The 18,980-nt window shown below is 40.4% G+C and carries 20 protein-coding genes, 1 pseudogene and 1 CRISPR repeat array (1 of these 22 running past the window's edge); of the genes and pseudogenes, 4 read left to right on the top strand and 17 right to left on the bottom strand.

Annotation, left to right across the window (positions count from 1 at the left end):
• Positions 1–1,259: direct repeats of the CRISPR family, unit length 37 nt; unit sequence CTTTCAAATCACTAAATCCCCGCAAGGGGACTGAAAC; it reaches 715 nt to the left of the window's first position.
• Between the two features lie 84 nt (positions 1,260–1,343).
• Together ACE1B6_RS06715 and ACE1B6_RS06710 are read left to right on the top strand one after the other, a co-directional pair.
• Positions 1,344–1,541: pseudogene (locus ACE1B6_RS06715) on the top strand (GIY-YIG nuclease family protein); the annotation flags it as partial.
• A 167-nt stretch (positions 1,542–1,708) separates the two neighbouring features.
• Positions 1,709–2,110, top strand: coding sequence for a DUF6876 family protein (locus ACE1B6_RS06710; RefSeq protein WP_413256476.1), 402 nt, complete (start codon positions 1,709–1,711; stop codon positions 2,108–2,110).
• Between the two features lie 204 nt (positions 2,111–2,314).
• Here ACE1B6_RS06710 and ACE1B6_RS06705 read toward each other — a convergent pair whose 3' ends face one another.
• The 17 genes from ACE1B6_RS06705 to ACE1B6_RS06625 form a co-directional block, all read right to left on the bottom strand.
• Positions 2,315–3,169 carry a formylglycine-generating enzyme family protein gene (locus tag ACE1B6_RS06705; protein WP_413256475.1) on the bottom strand — a complete coding sequence of 285 codons (855 nt, stop codon included), beginning with the start codon at positions 3,167–3,169 and terminating at the stop codon, positions 2,315–2,317.
• Between the two features lie 34 nt (positions 3,170–3,203).
• Positions 3,204–3,539, bottom strand: coding sequence for a XisI protein (locus ACE1B6_RS06700; protein ID WP_413256474.1), 336 nt, complete (start codon positions 3,537–3,539; stop codon positions 3,204–3,206).
• The gene (locus ACE1B6_RS06695) at positions 3,527–3,940 is read right to left on the bottom strand and encodes an element excision factor XisH family protein (RefSeq protein WP_413256473.1); all 414 of its coding nucleotides are present in this window, start codon (positions 3,938–3,940) and stop codon (positions 3,527–3,529) included. The genes ACE1B6_RS06700 and ACE1B6_RS06695 overlap by 13 nt, the downstream gene beginning before the upstream one ends.
• Positions 3,941–3,970: 30 nt before the next feature.
• Positions 3,971–4,111 carry a hypothetical protein gene (locus ACE1B6_RS06690; RefSeq protein ID WP_413256472.1) on the bottom strand — a complete coding sequence of 47 codons (141 nt, stop codon included), beginning with the start codon at positions 4,109–4,111 and terminating at the stop codon, positions 3,971–3,973.
• A gap of 111 nt (positions 4,112–4,222) precedes the next feature.
• The gene (locus ACE1B6_RS06685; protein WP_413256471.1) at positions 4,223–4,390 is read right to left on the bottom strand and encodes a hypothetical protein; all 168 of its coding nucleotides are present in this window, start codon (positions 4,388–4,390) and stop codon (positions 4,223–4,225) included.
• Between the two features lie 84 nt (positions 4,391–4,474).
• Positions 4,475–5,533 carry a reverse transcriptase domain-containing protein gene (locus ACE1B6_RS06680; RefSeq protein WP_413256470.1) on the bottom strand — a complete coding sequence of 353 codons (1,059 nt, stop codon included), beginning with the start codon at positions 5,531–5,533 and terminating at the stop codon, positions 4,475–4,477.
• Positions 5,530–5,880 carry a diversity-generating retroelement protein Avd gene (gene avd / locus ACE1B6_RS06675; RefSeq protein ID WP_413256469.1) on the bottom strand — a complete coding sequence of 117 codons (351 nt, stop codon included), beginning with the start codon at positions 5,878–5,880 and terminating at the stop codon, positions 5,530–5,532. Before avd ends, ACE1B6_RS06680 begins: the two co-directional genes overlap by 4 nt.
• 88 nt (positions 5,881–5,968) lie before the next feature.
• Positions 5,969–7,876, bottom strand: a complete 1,908-nt coding sequence (locus ACE1B6_RS06670; RefSeq protein ID WP_413256468.1) for a formylglycine-generating enzyme family protein — start codon at positions 7,874–7,876, stop codon at positions 5,969–5,971.
• Between the two features lie 15 nt (positions 7,877–7,891).
• Entirely contained in the window at positions 7,892–8,980 is a 1,089-nt protein-coding gene (locus tag ACE1B6_RS06665; protein ID WP_413256467.1) for a VWA containing CoxE family protein, read from the bottom strand.
• Complete coding sequence (locus ACE1B6_RS06660; protein ID WP_413256466.1) at positions 8,977–9,954, bottom strand: AAA family ATPase; 978 nt, start codon at positions 9,952–9,954, stop codon at positions 8,977–8,979. The genes ACE1B6_RS06665 and ACE1B6_RS06660 overlap by 4 nt, the downstream gene beginning before the upstream one ends.
• A 5-nt stretch (positions 9,955–9,959) precedes the next feature.
• The gene (locus ACE1B6_RS06655) at positions 9,960–10,994 is read right to left on the bottom strand and encodes a hypothetical protein (RefSeq protein ID WP_413256465.1); all 1,035 of its coding nucleotides are present in this window, start codon (positions 10,992–10,994) and stop codon (positions 9,960–9,962) included.
• Positions 10,995–11,005: 11 nt separating this feature from the next.
• Positions 11,006–11,890, bottom strand: coding sequence for a trypsin-like peptidase domain-containing protein (locus tag ACE1B6_RS06650; protein WP_413256464.1), 885 nt, complete (start codon positions 11,888–11,890; stop codon positions 11,006–11,008).
• 4 nt (positions 11,891–11,894) lie between these two features.
• Complete coding sequence (locus tag ACE1B6_RS06645; protein WP_413256463.1) at positions 11,895–12,224, bottom strand: CU044_2847 family protein; 330 nt, start codon at positions 12,222–12,224, stop codon at positions 11,895–11,897.
• Positions 12,225–12,632: 408 nt separating this feature from the next.
• A complete protein-coding gene (locus tag ACE1B6_RS06640; RefSeq protein WP_413256462.1) occupies positions 12,633–12,959 on the bottom strand; it encodes an HU family DNA-binding protein in 327 nt (108 codons plus the stop codon).
• A 52-nt stretch (positions 12,960–13,011) separates the two neighbouring features.
• A complete protein-coding gene (locus ACE1B6_RS06635; protein WP_413256461.1) occupies positions 13,012–13,605 on the bottom strand; it encodes a hypothetical protein in 594 nt (197 codons plus the stop codon).
• Between the two features lie 6 nt (positions 13,606–13,611).
• Entirely contained in the window at positions 13,612–15,705 is a 2,094-nt protein-coding gene (locus ACE1B6_RS06630) for a hypothetical protein (protein ID WP_413256460.1), read from the bottom strand.
• Positions 15,705–17,087 (bottom strand): hypothetical protein, encoded by a 1,383-nt coding sequence (locus ACE1B6_RS06625; RefSeq protein WP_413256459.1) that lies wholly within the window; start codon positions 17,085–17,087, stop codon positions 15,705–15,707. Before ACE1B6_RS06625 ends, ACE1B6_RS06630 begins: the two co-directional genes overlap by 1 nt.
• Positions 17,088–17,287: 200 nt before the next feature.
• On the opposite strand from ACE1B6_RS06625, the gene ACE1B6_RS06620 reads away from it, so the two are divergent.
• Complete coding sequence (locus ACE1B6_RS06620) at positions 17,288–18,139, top strand: hypothetical protein (protein WP_413256458.1); 852 nt, start codon at positions 17,288–17,290, stop codon at positions 18,137–18,139.
• A gap of 112 nt (positions 18,140–18,251) precedes the next feature.
• Complete coding sequence (locus tag ACE1B6_RS06615) at positions 18,252–18,833, top strand: Calx-beta domain-containing protein (RefSeq protein WP_413256457.1); 582 nt, start codon at positions 18,252–18,254, stop codon at positions 18,831–18,833.
• Positions 18,834–18,980: the final 147 nt, after the last annotated feature.

Raw genomic sequence — 18,980 nt, 5'->3', positions numbered from 1 at the left:
GTATCTTCTCCTAGTTGAATCGGTTTTGCTTTCAAATCACTAAATCCCCGCAAGGGGACTGAAACAATGTCCGGCAACTTGGCTTTAATAGTGCGACTATCGGTTAGTCTTTCAAATCACTAAATCCCCGCAAGGGGACTGAAACAGATTCGAGAGTTTTGCCGTGAACAGAAGCTTAATCGTACTTTCAAATCACTAAATCCCCGCAAGGGGACTGAAACATAAAAAGTATGAGCGATCGACAAATAGCGATTGATGACTTTCAAATCACTAAATCCCCGCAAGGGGACTGAAACAATATCCCAGCACGCATCATAAAAAGATGCTTTTCGCTTTCAAATCACTAAATCCCCGCAAGGGGACTGAAACAAGAGCAGATGAGTTTAGAGGAGAAGCGCGATCGCTTCTTTCAAATCACTAAATCCCCGCAAGGGGACTGAAACATAACCCAATCATGCTGTATCCAGTGGTGATACCAGCTTTCAAATCACTAAATCCCCGCAAGGGGACTGAAACATATTTCTTATCCTGCTTATTCCAAATATTCCACAATCTTTCAAATCACTAAATCCCCGCAAGGGGACTGAAACTATCGCTGCTGATTGAAAAGTACAATGACGACCAAAACTTTCAAATCACTAAATCCCCGCAAGGGGACTGAAACCAACCTTGAGATTAAAGAAAGTATATTGCACTGGACTTTCAAATCACTAAATCCCCGCAAGGGGACTGAAACGTTATGTAGAGTAATTTTGCGACCGGGAGTTGTTCCCTTCGCTTTCAAATCACTAAATCCCCGCAAGGGGACTGAAACCTTCCACCTTCGATCGGTTTAACTTGCACTCCTAATTCTTTCAAATCACTAAATCCCCGCAAGGGGACTGAAACCCCAACGCATACGACACCATTATTTGAGATGCAGCCTTTCAAATCACTAAATCCCCGCAAGGGGACTGAAACAGTCCAGTTCAATCTCTCCCCGCTTGCGTCCTTTGGCTTTCAAATCACTAAATCCCCGCAAGGGGACTGAAACAATACAAGTTTCTCAAAGCTTTGGGGCAATGTTTCCCTTTCAAATCACTAAATCCCCGCAAGGGGACTGAAACAATAAAATCAGGCGTAACACCCCTCACGACGACTTTAACTTTCAAATCACTAAATCCCCGCAAGGGGACTGAAACGTTTCGTATGTTGAAACTATTACGGTTTCAGCATTTAAAGACTTTCAAATCACTAAATCCCCGCAAGGGGACTGAAACTTCGCGCCGGACAAAGTAATCTCTACAAAATTGGTCGCACAACTAATATCGTTGGCGTAGCCTGCGCGTAGCGCGTATCGCCGTCTCCGCCAACTTCAGACTATGAATAGTCAGCCTTTAACAATTGTTAAGTTGATTCGTTGTCATGATGCTATTTCCACAGAAACTTGTCTCCACCAAAAGTTTAAATTGCATCGTCGGCAGGGTGAATGGTTTGAATTATCACACTCTGCTATTGAATTTATCGAGAATTTCAATGGATTAAATGCGATCGCTTTTTAATGTTAATGTTTTATCGAGGTAAAAATGCGGCAAAAAGCAAGTGTATGAACCGCCTCAAGTCTGCGGTGGCTCTAAATGGATGTGGTTTGATGCTGGTTAAACAGAGTTTTAAATGAAGTTTCATTTAATGCTTCGCTTTTTGAGATTGATGTGTTCAATCAATTACAATGCTATCAGCAAAACAACTCAAATCTCAGTTAAGTCACTTCACTGGAACTGATAACTACTACAAACATTGGTTAGGATTTCAATACACAGATGGCATCAAATTCTTGGCTGATAACGCACAAGCTTACTGGTTATTAGATGCAATTGGTTCCTATCAACCAACACTACGCCAAAATCCCAGACTGCGAGACTTCCAATTGTGGTTATTAGTTGTTGGTAACGAACACGATTTCATCAAACCCAACTCAGGAAACAAAGCTGTGTTAACCTGTTGGGAGGATACACCTTCCCCTGGTGTTAAACCAGCAGTTTCTCAGCAGATTGCTTATACTGATTTTCCTCTACCAGTAATCACATTCTACCTGGAAAACAGAGTTTTACTATTGCCCAGTGAACGTTAATCTTTGAATGGGGCGATCGCATTTGTATAAGTTATTGCGATCGCTACAATTTTATCCTCATCCAAATCAATTTAAACCGAGCAAGTTAGAGCAATTTTCAAAATATCAGCTGTTCTCTTGATTTAAAAAAATTTTTGACCGCCTGCGGCGGAAAGGGTAAAGAAAAAAGGGTAGAGGGCAAAAGGGCTAAAGTATAAAGGGCTACTAAGTCCACTCCGCACTACATACAATACGAAAACCAATATGGTTGTTACCGCTGCCCGCAACGTCGTCGCTGCGACAAGCCGAACGGCAGTCCTCAGGATAGTTGAGCCACGAACCACCGCGCAGCACCATATCGATTTGAGAATTATTATCATTCTCATTTTGTGGTTCATTGACCCAAGCACTGCCATCAACAGGTGCGCCTTCGTAATTACTATGCCAATGGTCAGCGCACCATTCCCAAACGTTTCCGTGCATATCAAATAGCCCGAAACGATTACCAACTTTGAAACTGCCTACAGGGGTTGTTTCCTGACGATAAATTCCTTTTGGGCCACGACCGTAAGAGCCTGACCACTTATACTCTTCGTTATCTGTACCTCGATAATTCGCTAAATCTGTGGTAATCGTCTCGCCAAAGTGAAATGGAGTAGTTGTGCCAGCCCTGCAAGCATATTCCCATTCAGCTTCGCTGGGTAAGCGATATTTTCGTTCCGTTTTGTTAGTCAGCCGATCGCAAAATTCCACTGCATCATACCAAGAAACACATTCTACAGGGCGATCCGCACCTTTAAAATAAGATGGATCTGGATTAAGTTCTCGACTGACTTGAGGTAAAGCTGCTACTGCTTTCCATTGAGCTTGAGTGACAGGGTATTTGCCCATACAAAAGGGCTTGATAGTTACTTGACGCTGAGGACTTTCATCATCGGTTCTTCCAAGCTCATTTTCTGGAGAACCCATCAAGAAGCTGCCGCCTGGAATCAACACCATCTCTAGTTCAACTTTAGCGCCCAGGTCTTCCACAAAATATTCTGCTTGACGCTCAATGCGCTTAATCACCATTCTTGGCATTTATCCTGACCTTTTAAATTTGAAATTGCGGAATTTAAGCTATGGCATATCCAGTATGCTGTCGCACGTTGGGGGCATGAAAAGCCAAAACAATTTGCTCTTTTGGAATGCCTGCGGCAACTAGTTCATCAGTAATGCCATTTTCAATTCCATCTCTTTGAATCCAAATTTTGTTGTTAATAATTTCAACGTGAACGACACAACCATGAACTCTGCGTTTACCGTCCCAACCTGATACCATCAAGACAAAATTGTTGCGATCGCGATCGATAATCAATTTACTTTCAATTTCCCCATGACTGTAAGGAATCCGAGCGTGTGCTGTTAAAATACGTTCAATAATCTCCCGATATTCTCCTACTCTATCCATTGGATAACCTCCTGTTTTTCCTCATCAAATATCATCAATTTAATCTGGTGATTCTCTACTACCATTTGGGCGATTTCCTCTTGAAAAAAGTCAAGATAAACTCGCTCTTGAATAGCTAAATAAAGGATGCGTTCAGGTTGCGATCGGTTCAAACCATCACGATAAAGAATATACTGCCCCAGAGCATTTTCCAAATCCTTTACTGGTGATGGACTTAAAAAACTTTTGATTTCCACAGCGATTTTCTGGTCTTCCTTCTGAGCAGCTATGATTTTTTGGGCACCCAAATCAATGTAAACTGAACGAGAGCCGATCGCCAGCCGGAAAAACTCGTCAGTTATTGTCCACCCATCTTTTAAGAGCGCGGTTTTTACTGTATCGTGGTAAATGTCTTTCGCCATACATTATGCTAAAAAGCCGAGCAATAGAAATTAAAAATATTTTTCCCTTGCTTGGTAAATTGTTGCTCTCAACTCTGCCAAGGAATCATCATCTGCTAAAGCACCTGCTTGCATTAATAAAACTGTTCGGCTACTTTGAGAACGCAACCAATCATCGATCGCATCTTTCATAATGTAGAGACGTTATATATAACGTCTCTACAGGGTTTTGGATTAAGGATATTATCGCCGATCGATCGGACATGATATGAGGCAACCGTTCAGCGAACTTACCAGGCTACCTCACTCAGGTTTATTTTCGGATGCCGTCACCGACATCACTGGAACAGGTCTGGACTCTTGTTCGACACGCCCGACGAATTCCCATCCGCCAGTTCTGGTACACAAGAGCGCACTCCGCACTACATACAATACGAAAACCAATATTGTTGTTGTTATCGTTGTCCGCATTGTTGTTGTTGCGACAAGCCGAACGGCAGTTTTCAGGATTGTTGTTCCACGAACCACCGCGCAGCCGGGGTGCCTGTCCCATCTTTACCTTCTGGTAAATACCAGATTAGTAAATATCTGTTGGCGCAACTGCCAGGTATCGCCATGTTTGAGATGCGCTACCCAACTTTGGATGGATTGGGTGATTTCTGGTTCTCCAATTTTACCTTGAGCAAAGTCTCGCTGCATCCGTCGCAATCTTCTTCTGGCTCGTCTCAGGTTTTCCGTGCGGACTCGGATACGGTCTGTTAAAATGCGAAACCCTAGAAAATTGGCTCCCTGTTTTGTTTCAAATAATTGACTTTTCACCGGATGAATTTTTAATCGCAATGATGCTAAGTAATTTTCAATGGCGATTCTTGCTTGAGCTAAAAATTCCCAGTCGTCCGAAAATAAGGCAAAGTCATCTACATAGCGAATATATTTCTTAGCTTTGATTTGTTCTTTAACGAAATGATCTAATCCATTAAGATAAACATTAGCGAAAAATTGACTGGTAAGATTGCCAATAGGTAATCCACGCCTTCTTTGTACTGGTGAGAGTAAGTCATCTCCGGGAAAATAATCTATAACTTCTTGTTGTTCGTTACTAGCATCAATAATAGTATCGATTAACCACAATGTATCTGAGCATTTTAATTTTCGGCGTAACAAAGTTTTCAATATTTCATGGTCAATGCTAGGAAAATATTTACGAATGTCACATTGCAGAACGTAACGGCTAGAACGAGAAAAATCAATAAACCTACCCAAGGCTTTATGCGTACCAAAACCAACTCGGTTAGCGTAGGAATCTGCTATGAAAGTGCGATCGAAAATTGGTACGATAATATTACACAAAGCATGATGCACAACTCTATCTCGATAAGGTGCAGCCGATATCATGCGCCGTTTTGGTTCCATTATTTCAAAAGTTTTGTAAGCACCCGGATGATAGGTTTTTGTTTCCAGTTCTTTCTTAATTCGTGCTAATTCTATTTCTAGGTTATAGTTAAATGCTAAAACGTTATCTCGAAATCGCTTACCCCGCTGTGCTTGTCTTGCTGCTTGTAGGATATTCTCAAATTCAATGATTTGCTGCCACAGGTTATTAGATCTTTTCATGGGTTTGACTGCCGCTTACGTTGTTGTTTAATCCATCCTCCCAAGTCTGAGCCAATATCGTTAATTAACTGTCCCACATATTCATAACGTTCAACTTCAATCAAGTTAAAATCTAACAACAGTCGGGTTTGATGGCGTAGGATATCTAATTTGCTATTTAATGATTCTAATATACTGAGTTTATCTGATGCGTACTTGGCTATAATCAACCCATCCAATAAATCATACAATCCGGTAATCATTCTGTCACCCAAGATAAATTTATGGTTGCGGGGTAAACGATTCAAAATTGGCACGTACCATTTGATTAAATCATAAGTTTTTTGGATAATTGGTAATTCACTCATTTTTGAAAAAAATTTTTAACCGCCTGCGGCGGAAGAGAAAAGGAAAAAGAAAAAAGGGTAGAGGGCAAAAGGTCTAAAGTATAAAGGGCTACCGAGTCCACTCCGCACTACATACAATACGAAAACCAACATAGTTGAGGTCATCGTCCGCATTGCTGTCGAAGCGACAAGCCGAACGGCAGTAGACAGGAGTGTAGTGCCACGAACCACCGCGCAGCCGCCTTGTGATTTGAGAATCATTCTTATTCTCATTTTCATCAACCCAAGCACTCCCATCATTAGGCGCTCCTTCGTAATTATCGTGCCAGCGATCGGCACACCATTCCCAAACATTGCCGTGCATATCGTATAATCCAAAGGCGTTAGCTACTCCAAAGCTACCAGAGGGTGTTGTTTCCCTACGATTAATTCCTTTTGAGCCAGCACCGTAAGTATATTCGCCATTGTAGTTAGCTAAATCTGTGGTAATTGTTTCGCCAAAGTGAAAGGGAGTAGTTGTTCCAGCACGGCAAGCATATTCCCACTCGGCTTCGCTAGGTAGGCGGTAGGGTTTTTTAGTGTGTTGGGAAAGGCGATCGCAAAATTCCACTGCATCTAACCAAGAAACGCATTCTACTGGGCGATTCGCACCTTTGAAAGAAGATGGATCTGGGTTAAGTTCTCGATTGATTTGTGGCAAAACTGCTATAGCTTTCCATTGAGCTTGAGTGACAGGATACTTACCCATAAAGAAGGATTTAACAGTTACTTGATGTTGGGGACTTTCATTATCACTTCGCTCACTCTCATTTTCTGGCGAACCCATCATAAAACTGCCTTCAGGAATCGCTACCATTTCCAGCAGAACATCATTACCCAAATCTTCGCTATAGCCCCAAGCTTGTTGACGAGTGCGATGGATTACTAACTCCCGATTAACAAATAAGCTTTTCAGATTAGTTTTGGTAACTTTCGTATTGAAAATTTCTGAAAGTAATTTCCATAATTCTGAAGCAATTTTTTGTATATCACGTAAACTGTATGCTAAAGTCTCAGCAATTTCTTGGTAAGTCTTCTTATTTAAGGCTTCTGTTAAAACCTGGATTTGGATATCGTTGAGATAATATTTTTTTCGAGCAAAAAGCAACTCATTAATAAAGCCAATAATATCTCGGTTAAGCGTTGCCACTTCAAATTCAAAGGGTTGGAGGTCAGTATCACCCTCAAAAACAATGCTTGCTTCTTCAAATTTAAAAGTCCGTCTATTTGGAAGTTGAGAGGCAGGGTTACTGGTATCTTTTTGAGAAGGAACTAGCGCATTTGGTAGCCGCAATTCTACATCTTCCACTCGCCAAGAGCGATTAAGTAATTCATCACTAACTATGGTAGGATCTGCATCCAAACGTCTAACTACTTCGGCAAAAGCTAAAAGGGTGGGATAATCTCTTAATTGTGAAGTCAGTTCTTGCGTAATGCGTGAGAGTCTTTCCATTTCCGATCGATTTAGTAACGGGTTTCCTCCACCTTCTGTCGCTTCAATACATTTTCGATATGCTTGGGAAATTTGACCGACTGCTTCCTGCCTTTTATCATCTATGCAGACCATCGCCGCCCACTGCTGCGTCTCTAATTCTTGAGAACTAATATATGGATTCGTTTGGGAAAGATGTTTGATATAAGTAATCAATAAACGAGCCACTGCTTCTATTTGTTTCTTACCTAGTACTTCCTCCATTTCTGATATCAGGTAAGCTCGTACCGCAGGTTCCATTGCATATTGCTCGTAGCCTACAGGTCTACAAATATCTGATAGCAATAAATCTACTTCTGCTACCCAAGGTATATCTTCTCCTTCTTCCCACAAAAGCTGATTTCTCAGGTAGTTGAGCAACTCTGGAGTTAAAACTAAAGGCAGGGCTGCATAGTATGCCAATTTCTTATAAGATGGCTCAAAGCGACGGACAAAGCGATCGACCTGCTGCCGAGCATATTTTTGTTCTAGAGATGTTTCGCTCATAAGCCTGTTGCACAATTACTCATTTTGTGGATGAGATAAGACTTGTCCGCGCACGATTTCGATCGCGTTACTAAATCCATCTTGATCCATTTGCTGCATCGACACAAGGTAGGCGATCGCTTCGGCAGAGGTGTTTTCCCAACGTTCTTTAGGCATCGGGTTAAGCCAACAGATTAAATTTGTTCGCTGTTTTAGCTGAACTAAAAACTGAATTGTGGGGCGAATTCGCTCCATGCGATGATAACCTCTAGCTGCTCCGGCATCGCTGACAATTAACACGCTGGTATCGCGATCGCAACTTGCTAAAGCTTCCTCGATCGTCACAGGCTTGGTTAAATGAGCATCTTGATAGACAGCTACAACAGGAACGTTGTAAAAATAATAGATTTGAATTTGAGCGATCGTGCTATCTTGCTCGACTGTCTCCACCAAATCACGAGTAAAACGATGAAATGGAGTCATAGAGCCATCCCGATCTATAAATAACAATAGGGAAGCATGATTGACTTCTCGACGGCGATAGATAGGAGCTAAGAAAAAGCCTTGACAAGCTGCTTGTTCCACCGTTGCATCAACATCTAACACATCTAATGGGCCATCTGGGATCAGACGACGCAAATAGCGCCAGGTGTAAGCCATCTTGCGACGAGAGATCGGTGAATAAGTTTGAAGATTAGGTGGATTTTGTAAGTCAACAGGAATATAAGGCGACTTAACAGGTAAGGGTGTTAAATCGGGAGTATCCTCTGGTGATGGGGATGGAATTTCGTGTGAGCGATCGGGAGGTGGTTCAGGAGGTGGTTTTGGCGGTAGGGGTGGTGTTTCTTCTCTGTTTTGTTTGGGGGGAATCGACTTTTGAGAAGGTGGAGGGGGTGCGATCGTAGCAATTTCTTCCCAAAGTAAAGCAAAGTAAGATTGCTCCTCTGGAGAATGACACCATAGCAACTTCAACACCAATTTAAGTTCATCAATATTCTGACTACCCATCTCACCTCTAACAGCATCCAATGCTGCTAGATATTCGTTGACACCTAAATTAAAGCCTTTCTTTCGCAAGTACTTAAAGGCATTCTCAACAATTAGTTCTGGATTAAATTCACTCATGAGGCAGATGCGTATTTCTCCCAATCAGCCGACTGTTTAAATAACAATTCTCGATAGGGAAGCGGATTGATAGTTTTTAACTTAGAGTGTGAGTATGGCTGTGAATCAAAGCTTTGCAATGCGTTTAGCCAGTCGAGAAATTCGCTAGTACCTGGTTCTCTAAATAACCCCTTAGCTTTACGAATTGCCAAGAATCGTTCACTCGCAGATTCTATCAATTCTGATGATGGTTTAGTTGCTACAGGCTCATCAGAGGTTTCTTGAGAAGAATCTTCGGCTTGAGCCTGATAGTGAGCCTCAACAATTTCCCGCAACCGTTCTGAATCACCAGGAAATTTGATAAAGTAATATACGCACCGTCTTAGGAAAGGTGCAGGCAGATTTCCTTTCTCTTTGTTGCTAGTAATAATAATTATTGGTTCGTGGGTTGCTTTAATCTTATTATCTCCTATCTCTCCGGTTTCAGGAATTTCAAATGCCCAAGGTTCATCCAAAACTGCTAACAAATCATTAGGGAAATCCAAGTCAGCCTTGTCTATTTCGTCAATTAAGACGATCGCAGGACAATCTTTTAAACAAAAAGCTCTACCTAACGCTCCAAATTGACGATAGCAGGTTGGGTTACTTGGATCTCGGTTAAGTTTGGAATCTACTTTTTGAGCTTGAACATCATGCAACCGCAGAATCGCATCATACGTATATAAACCTTCCTTTGCCTTACTGGTAGAACGCACATCCCAACGATAAAACGGTAAACCTAACTCGTAAGCAACCGCAGCAGCTAATCGAGTTTTTCCACATCCTGCTTCCCCTTCTAGCAACAAAGGACGGCGAAGATAAATCGCTAAATTAACTGCTTGAATTAATTCTCGATCGGCAATATAAGGTTCTAGTTTTTGCGGAGAATCAGGGTGAGAATTCTGAGGGCGATTCTCTAGATTTCCTGTGAATTTATATTTAATCTTTCGTTCCATAAGCTTTAATTCCTTATTATTTCGTTGACAAGCTTAGTCATTTGATCCATTAATTGATTGTAAACTTGATTTGGTTCTCCTTTTGTAACTTTGTGAATCCTTCGAGCCATTTCTTCAATTTGGGTACTAGTACATCTAATTGGGGGACTAGTAAGTTCTGAAAAACTAAACAACCAATCTTCAATATGTTTTTGCTCCCATTTTTGCAGGGGTAACTCTAGAAATTTTTCTCGATCAAACTTTGTTTTTTTACAATATAAAACATCTGGCAAACAATCTTTTTCAATCAAGTCTCCTACGGATAAAACAGCTACAAATCTTACTAAACGATGTTGTTGACTTATTTCAGGTAGCTGACGTACCAACGGACACCAAAATTCCTTCAAAAACCAACTCAAAAATTGATTTTGAGAATCCAAAGAGTAGATATCTACTTGAATAAAAAGTATATTTCCACTACAAAGGGAACTACATATTTTTTCTATTAATTCATCAATAAATCGACTAGGAGCGCCTGTATAAGGTTCGTACTTGAACTTCTGAGCTAAAAAATTTAAAAAATCAATTTGATTCGCTTGCTGATGCGCTAAAAACTCATATTTGCCAGGGGAATACAATATACCTATGTTTTGCAGCTGAGATTTAATATTTGTGATACACCAATCACCCCCCATAGAACGACTATTTTGTAGTACGAATAAAGCAGCACCTTCTTGATTTTTAATTTTCTTGAAGATATGATCGACAATTGCATTAGCTTTGGAAAAGTCTATTTTAGGGATCTTCTCTTCCCAAGTATTGCAATAGTTTCTATACAGGCGATCGCTTCCTATTTCTAATTCGCGTAATCTTTTAATTTCAGCCTTTAAATTATTAATTTCTGCTTCTTTTTGTTTAATGTCTTCTTCAATAGAAATTTTATGAGCATTATTTCTTTCAGTATTGAGTTGTGCATAGAGGGCATAAAATTGGTTGTACAATAACTGTAAACGTTTTTCTTTTGGCTCGATTAAGTTTAAATTATTAATTACATCTTGCATAAGGATTTATATTACTTCGACAAATTATTAATTTCTTGCTCTACATTGATAATTTCTTTCTCTAACTCTTTAATTTGTTCTCTAATGCTAACTATATCGGCTTGGCTCAATGTATAGTTAAGTTGGTTATATGTAGCTTCATATTGGGCACATAAAACTGAATAACGACCATTTAAAGCTTTTAATTTAACCTGACGAAAAGAGGGCAAATTATCAGAGAAGTTCCTAAGAGATAAAGAATACCGATCCATCCACTGCCCTAAATCTGACCATGCCGATCGGAGAATGGATGTAGGAATCATAAATGCAGCTGTCACATCTTCCCGTCGCTTTTCTGCGGCTACCGCCATTCCCACTACACCTTGTAGGGATTCATCCCATATAGGTGCGCCACTAAAACCTTTTTCTACAGCACGGTTTTGTGCCGCTAAAGCATCGATTTGAAGCCAATCATTTGCTCTTTTATCCCGCAGAATTCCGGTTGCCCATATTCCCAAATCGTGTCCTTGGGGAAATCCAAAAATCCTACAATTATGCTCCCAATAATCTTCAGCAGCAAGCAAACGTACTGGTTCTATAGTTACTGGTGGAGTACTTTCTAATTCCAATCCCGCAATGTCTTCTTGTGTTTGAGATGGGTTAACGGGTAGCCAGAAGACTACTTTGGACTTCAGTTTTTGACCTGGTGCAATCAGAGGAAAATCTAACTCTACAGAACCTACAGGCATATCCTGAGCATTCTGAGGGAGAATAGCTAAAGCTGCTGTTACTACATGAGCGCAGGTGAGGAGATGGCGATCGGACACTAAAAAACCTGCTCCAACTACATTACCATTGGCGTGATAAATACGGGCGATCGCTCCCTTAAAGGCTTGAAAGTAATTATTTGTTGCCATCAACTTAGTTGGATTTATTATTGTTCCACTTCAAAGTGATTTCATAGTTAACTTCTCCACCAATCGAGGTAAAAATTGCCCCCACATCAGCAGTTAGTTTAATCCCAAATTTTACCTCTACTTCATCAGCCGGATTATTGAGATCCTTAAGTTTAGAAATGATAGCATTGGCTACTGGTTTTACTTTATCCAAAGCATCTTCAAAAGATTGTTGTGCTTTGAGTACCATTTGTCCCGAAGGTAATGCGGCTCGTTCGACAACATTCGACTCCGGTTCATCTACTTCTACTAATATGATTTCGCCTGCTACTACAAATTCAGCTAGTTGTTTCATAATTTGTAAATCTCAAGTCCTCATAATTACCAATAAATTTACAAAATTAACATTTGCTTAAATTTACTCTCTTTTACTTTAAACATCGGGATTAAATTGCCAATTACCTACCACTTGGTCTGATAACACTTCTGACAAAGGCTTCTAGGAGCTAGGATTCATTATGGAATAGTTCACTGTCAGCCGTTTAATTGGCTCAATACAGCTTTCTCTTGAATTCAGCCTCCACGAAACTCATGCTTTCAATATATCTCAGCAGTAACGCAACAGCAAGAGGCAATTAAGCATTAATAACGTTTTTCCTGTCTTTTATTAACAGACAAACACCCCAGCTAGATAATTCTTGTTTCCAAAGTACAGTAGATTCAACAAAATCTGTGAACATCAGAACATCAGCTTTTCCCACTGCTAGATGAACGGTGGTGGTAATTTAGCAGATTCGGTTTGAGCAGTGGTTGATGGTAATTCTTCTGGTTGAACAGCAACGATAAAAGTTTTGGAAAATTTAAAATCCGGTCGGCGTTTAGCAGCAATTTCAATTTCTTCACCTGTTCTGGGATTACGACCAGTCCGAGGTGGAGTATCTTTAAAAGTAAACTTGCCAAACTTTTCTAGACGAATTTCCTTTCCCTGACGTAAGGAAACTTCAACAAATTTGAAAAAGGAATCTAATACCCCTGTAATAGTTGGAGCATTATAACCAGTTGCGTTTTGAATGTACTCAATTTGATTCATTATTTTTACCTCTTACCCTGTAGTTTAATTATTACCTAAAAACTGTAAATTATTAACTATCAGGCCATTCTTCTTTCCAGAAATTTGTCGCTAGTTGTTCTTGTGCTTCTTCATAAGTGGTATCAACAGCAAAAAGTTTAGCTGATTTATTTATGCCATCGATCGTCCGATGCGTACACAACCTCATCACTCCAGTTTGACCAACTGCAACTTTGCCAACATATTTATCACCAACGATACCTAATCGATAAAAAGGCATCTCAACTTTAGTGCTGCGGATATGAATCGTTAACTTGTACATACCTGGATTACCAAACGAGTCAACTTTTAATGGCTCGTAAACTGCTTTATATTGGACAAACTGCCCAGTCCAACGTTTAGTTTTCCATAAATCAAAAGTAGCAGTTTTCTGAATATTGTAAACTTCAATAACGTCCAAGTCTTTCTGTTCCGCATTTTCCAGCTTTTCAATTATCTCATCTACAAACGTAGAAAACACTAAACCTGCACTACCAGTTTCCGCTTCATGCGCCGCTTTCCAATATGCACTGACCCAGGAAAAGCGATCGTACTTTTCACCCTTTAAGTCAGTGATTTCAAAAATCGTTTCTTTAATGTTGCGGAAATTAGCTGAAACTTGTTTCATGTATTGCTATCTCAACTGTCCAGCTAATCCCGCATCACCACCAGCTTGTTTAGCCGCTAAATTACTAGCAGCTGCCATTTCTGTACGATACCTGGCACGTTCAGATAAAGCGTGTTGATATTGTTCTGGGTCATGCGGTACATCATCAAAAAGTACATTGAGAAAATCTCTAGGTGAAACGGGCGCACCAAATGAAGGTTCTCGATAATAGCTGTTAACTATTTTCACAATTCGAGAAACTGTATCCTGGGCATCTTCATCTACGGCGCAGGGATGGTTTCTGTAACAACTCTCATCCTTAAAATCTTTTAACCAAGGAGCAGCCGCATTAATACTATTCAAAAAATCAGTAACGGCTTTTAATCCAGCTTCATTGTTTGGGTAAGCAGACTTAAGGGAATCAACAGCGATTTGAAGTTCTTGAGACAGAAATTCAATGATTCGCATTTCTTTTTCTTGTTTCTGTTCGCCGCCTGGGGGAATTTTCAAGACAATCTGTTCAGCGTTGGCGGCTCTAGCTCTGCCCAGAAGTGAAGCGACCACACCAGTTAAGTCAGTCATTGAATTGATAGCAATTTGTTGTAAATTCCCTGTGAGGGCAACTTTCGGTAGTTTGGCAACCACCGGGGGTTTGTCAAAATTGGCGATCGCATCCCTCAAAAAAGGATACTTACTAGATTTGATTAACTGAACAAAATCGCCATCGGTATCACGACCTAAACTTAGTAAAAGTAATTTAGGTGCAGCCATTGTGCCGATCGCATTCTGATAAATCCCTTCATGTTTATTTTCCCAAAGTTGAATATCACCCCAATGTCGCATCGGGTTACAGTAAACAATGTATTCACCTTCTGGAAGTGAGCCAGCACAAAAGACTTTTTGACCAACAATGGTGCCATCTGGTTGGACGACATGATAATGAGCTAAATTTTCGTCGGGTTGTGCCATCAGGGAATAAAATCTGACTCCACAAGATTTAGCTAAATTGAGCCACATTTCTTTGATGCCATCTCGGACTCGTTCTATTATGTATGGATGGAGTAAAAGCAATCCTTTTTTATCAGCTTTGATGATTCGCAGAACTGGAGATTTGTAATCATCAGTTTCTACTGGTTCTTGCAGTTCTTGTAAAAGTTTATCTGACTCTTTTTGGTCAAGTTGTAAGATTTCAGCTAAGTTTTGAATTGAGTTAAATGCGGCACTTAGTTTTTGGCATCGTTCATGTAATTTAGAAATAATGAGATCGTCTTCAAGTGTAGAAAAAGCAAACCATTGCCAAATCATCCAACCTAGTTTAGTGCGACGTTCTTCAGCTTCAAATACTGTGCCAATTAAAAGTTTACCTTCATAATTCCCTAATTCAGGTTTGTTACCTTTGAGGGAACTTAAAGGAATTACCAAATCGATACCCTTTTCATCACAATGGGGATTATAAGAAACTGTACCCTTGCCTACCCAACCTGGTTGACCATTGCGGGAAGGTAAACAAGCTCTAAATTGAATTGGTATTTCACCATCTAGAGGACTACCATCATCATTTCTAGTAATTTCCAACAGATTCATCAAAGCGCCGCTGGCTTTAGCGTGGGAATCACCAGTGCGCCAATGGAATCCATTTATCGGGTCATCTTGAGGATTGCCATTTTGATTTTTGGCTTCATCATCAACCACGATATATTTCATCTGTTTGTAGACAAGTTTTTTGCAACCAGTGTGCATAATGGAACCGTAGATGATGCGTTTCCATTGGTCTTTATCTGGTTGTCCGTAATAGAGTTTGCCGATCGTTGTATCACGAGCAAATGTAAATCTGCCATCAGTTCTAGCACCGGAAGCTAAATCAAGAAACCAGGGTTTATCATCACCTTCTGGTAACAGAGGATTCAAGCGACGGTAATCTTTTTCTGTATCTCTGATTTCGCCCATACAAAAATCTTTGTTAGGATACAAACCACAAAGCATAATGTTGCGGAAAATTACTTTGGGTTTATCCGACCATTTTTTAGCGTAACAATCAAATACAGAAAACTCGCTTAATGTTTTGATTTGTCCCACACTGCCATCTTCGACAATGCGGATGTTTTCAAATTCGGTCATCATCACGCAAATTCCTCGATAAATGGCGCAAATCTAGTAGTGAAAAGTGCTTTGCCTACTTCGGATTTCACTACATCTTGGCGATCGCCTGTCAAATTCAAAGTTAATTTAACATCAAATTCATTCAAGGAAAATCCATAGATTTCGCTGTAATTACGCCCAGATTCATTAATTAACTTTTTCGCTAAATTAACGAGAACTTGTTTAATAGTAAATTTCTTGATATCTCGTCTAGAACTAGCAAAAACCAGATCGGGTTGGTCGTTGTAACCACAACCAAAAACATAAAGGATGGGGCCGACTTCGGTATTAGTTGATTTAATTGCCAGGATGATGACGATCGCCGCAATGATAATAAATGGTGAGTATGCAGAAAGTACAGTCCAAGCACCGCCGAACAATCCAGTTTTACTAAACATTGCTGGCAGAACTTGAGCCGCCGCTTTGAGTGCCGCTGCTGCCAAATATTTCACAGCAGATGCACCTGAAGAGCCAAAGAATTTCAGGACTATTGAGGTGGTTGCTTGAACTAATCCGCCAAGTAATTGCGCCGGAAAATCGGTAATTGCTTTGAGAAACATGGATGAGAGGAGAAATGTGGCGCAAGCACTCACCACACTAATTGCACCCCCAACTGTAGCCAAACCACCGACAGCTATTGGTACAATTACGCCTCGTGGTCTAAATGAATCAATTGCGCGAATTGATTGTTTGTTAGTTCCCGAAATCATGGATTCAACAATTTTAGTTAATTTATTTAATTGACGTTTAACTTTACTCAATTCTTGTTGAGCGCCAGCAATTTTCTGTTGAACTTTGGCAGTTAATTGGGCCACCTTTTTATCTAAGTCGGATTTAATTTTATTCATTTCCTGAACTGCCTTTTGATGCCAGCTTTGAATTTGTTGCCTCCCGGAATTAGCAATTTGCCCAACTGCTGCCATTGATGCAGCTATCTCGTCAGCTTTTTTGGATAACAAAGGTAGATTTAAAGCTTCATTATGTGCGATGATTGCTCCTTGATAAAGCGACTTTTCTCGCTCTGATGTTCGTAAAAGAGCGATCGTTCTTTGTGCGGCTGCATTTTGGGCATTGTAATGAACTTTGCTGTTATAAGCTTTATTGATGGAATAAGCGGTTTCTAAGAAAATCAAGCCACAATCTCGAATTATTCCCGGTACATCAGATGCTTCATCCAGAAAATCCTTAAGTTGCGATAAAGGAGAATTTTCGGATTCTAAAATAAATTTGATTGGTGGTAAGTTATAGAACCAATCTCTAGGGGCATTAATTACCGAAAATACTTGGTCGGAAATGTTTAAGACATCTTTTCCTAACCAAAGATTGTTGCGGATTCTGTCTCGTAAATAATCATATTCACTCATGATTTTCTGCCGTTGGCGTAGCCTGCGCTTGCTTGTATCGATTTCTTAATGTGTTCTCCAATCTGTTCCTTGGCGGCCCCACCCCTGGCGTTGCTGCCTCGTCTTCAGTAGTTGGCTTGTCCACAAAAAAAACTGATGGAAGCTAATGGTTGCTATTATAGTACACTTGTACTATACAATTTTAATGCGCTTGCCAAAAAATGGACACAATAAGTTTTGCATCGGAAACATTCGAGGTACATGAAAGTGGCTTGGTAACTTACCCGGTTACTTTAATCAGAGAAGGAACTGGAGAGGGCGAAGTCAGTGCTCAAATTAAATTAGCCAGTGGGACTCGTCAAGGTCGCGCCACTTTCAGTAAAGATTACGAATTATCTGCAATTTCAGTTAATTGGGCATCGGGAGATACAGAACCCAAAATCGTTGATTTACATTTGATGAACGAAGACGATAGTAACGAACCAATAGAACGAGTAAATCTCTCATTTGGTGAAATTATTGGGGCAACCAAAACAGGAATGACAACAGCAGTCGCCATTATCCAAAATAATTCCGGTGCAAGTTCTGATGATTTAGCAATAGGTGGAATCGTGCAAATCTCAAATCTAACCAATCATGGCGCTTTGCTTTTAAACCCCTCTAAATTAAAAGTTCTGCCCTTACAAGATTTGCCCATAACAGCATTGAATTGGGGCGGTCAAACTCCAGGTAATTTAACAGCAATGAGAAATGAAGATTCCTCAATCACTGACTGGGGGATTACTGCTGGAGGTTCAAATATCGGCAAAATCCAACTTGATTTGCTGAGAGTTTATACCGGAGTGGCTACCGTAAAAGTTGGCTATATTGGCTCAGGAATTTCTTTGTTTGGTTGTTCTAATGGCAAAGATGAGATTTTTGCTGGTGGCAAATATCTGAATTCTCAATCAGAAGAAGAATTGGTCGAGGTTAGTTACAGATTTACTGGCAGATACCTCAACATTTGTGCAATGGATATTGGTAAAGGTCAAGTCCAAATGCGTGGCTACAGCATCAACGTTCAAGTAGTTTAAACATTGAACTTTTAAACTAATAATTTCAAACAGCCAGTGCGATCGCTCTCGATAAAACCAGATGGCGATCGCTCGACTGACCCTAGCAGGTACACGATCTACATCAAACGTTATGGACACCATATCTTTTACTCAAGAAACTTTTGAAGTTTCCGAAAATGGCTCTACCACATTCCCTGTCACTGTCATCCGTTCAGGTGACGGAATTGGTGCAGTTACAGCCCAAATAAAATTAGCATCTAGCACCAAAACTGGACGTGCCACATTAGGAAAAGACTACACAAATTCAACGGTAACTGTCACCTGGACTGATGGTGAAATCGGTGACAAAATTGTTGATGTTGCAATTATTGATGATGGAATTGCTGAACCTATCGAACGAGTAAATCTGTCCTTTGGTGAAATCAGGGGCGCAACTAAGGGCGCGATTAAAACTTCTGTTGTCGCTATTCAAGATTCACTATCACTCATCCCTGATTCAGCAACTCCTGATTCAGCAACTCCTGACTCCATAAATCCCACACCAAGTAATCCTGACTCCATACCTGACTCAACAAATCCCACACCAAGTAATCCTGACGCAACAACTCCTGAACTTCATCAAATTATTGATTTCATCCAGAGTGATTATCTCAATGTCGCAAGAAGACTCCCGGTAAGCTGCGCTGTACCGGGAGTCTTCTTGCGACATTGAGATAATCATTTAGAGAGGGAAAATGCAATTTCTAATTGCATTTTCCCTCTCCCCGACCAGCGAGCGATTCGGGAAATGATTTTTGATTAATTTTTGAGTATATTCTCTCATTGACATTCGCTTCATTTTCTTAACCTGTCACGAATG

It is taken from the genome of Floridaenema fluviatile BLCC-F154 (assembly GCF_041929135.1).
GTDB classification, from domain to species: Bacteria; Cyanobacteriota; Cyanobacteriia; order Cyanobacteriales; family Aerosakkonemataceae; genus Floridanema; species Floridanema fluviatile.
The sequence above is the reverse complement of the archived record's forward strand: the minus strand, read 5'-3'. Positions and strand labels throughout refer to the sequence as shown.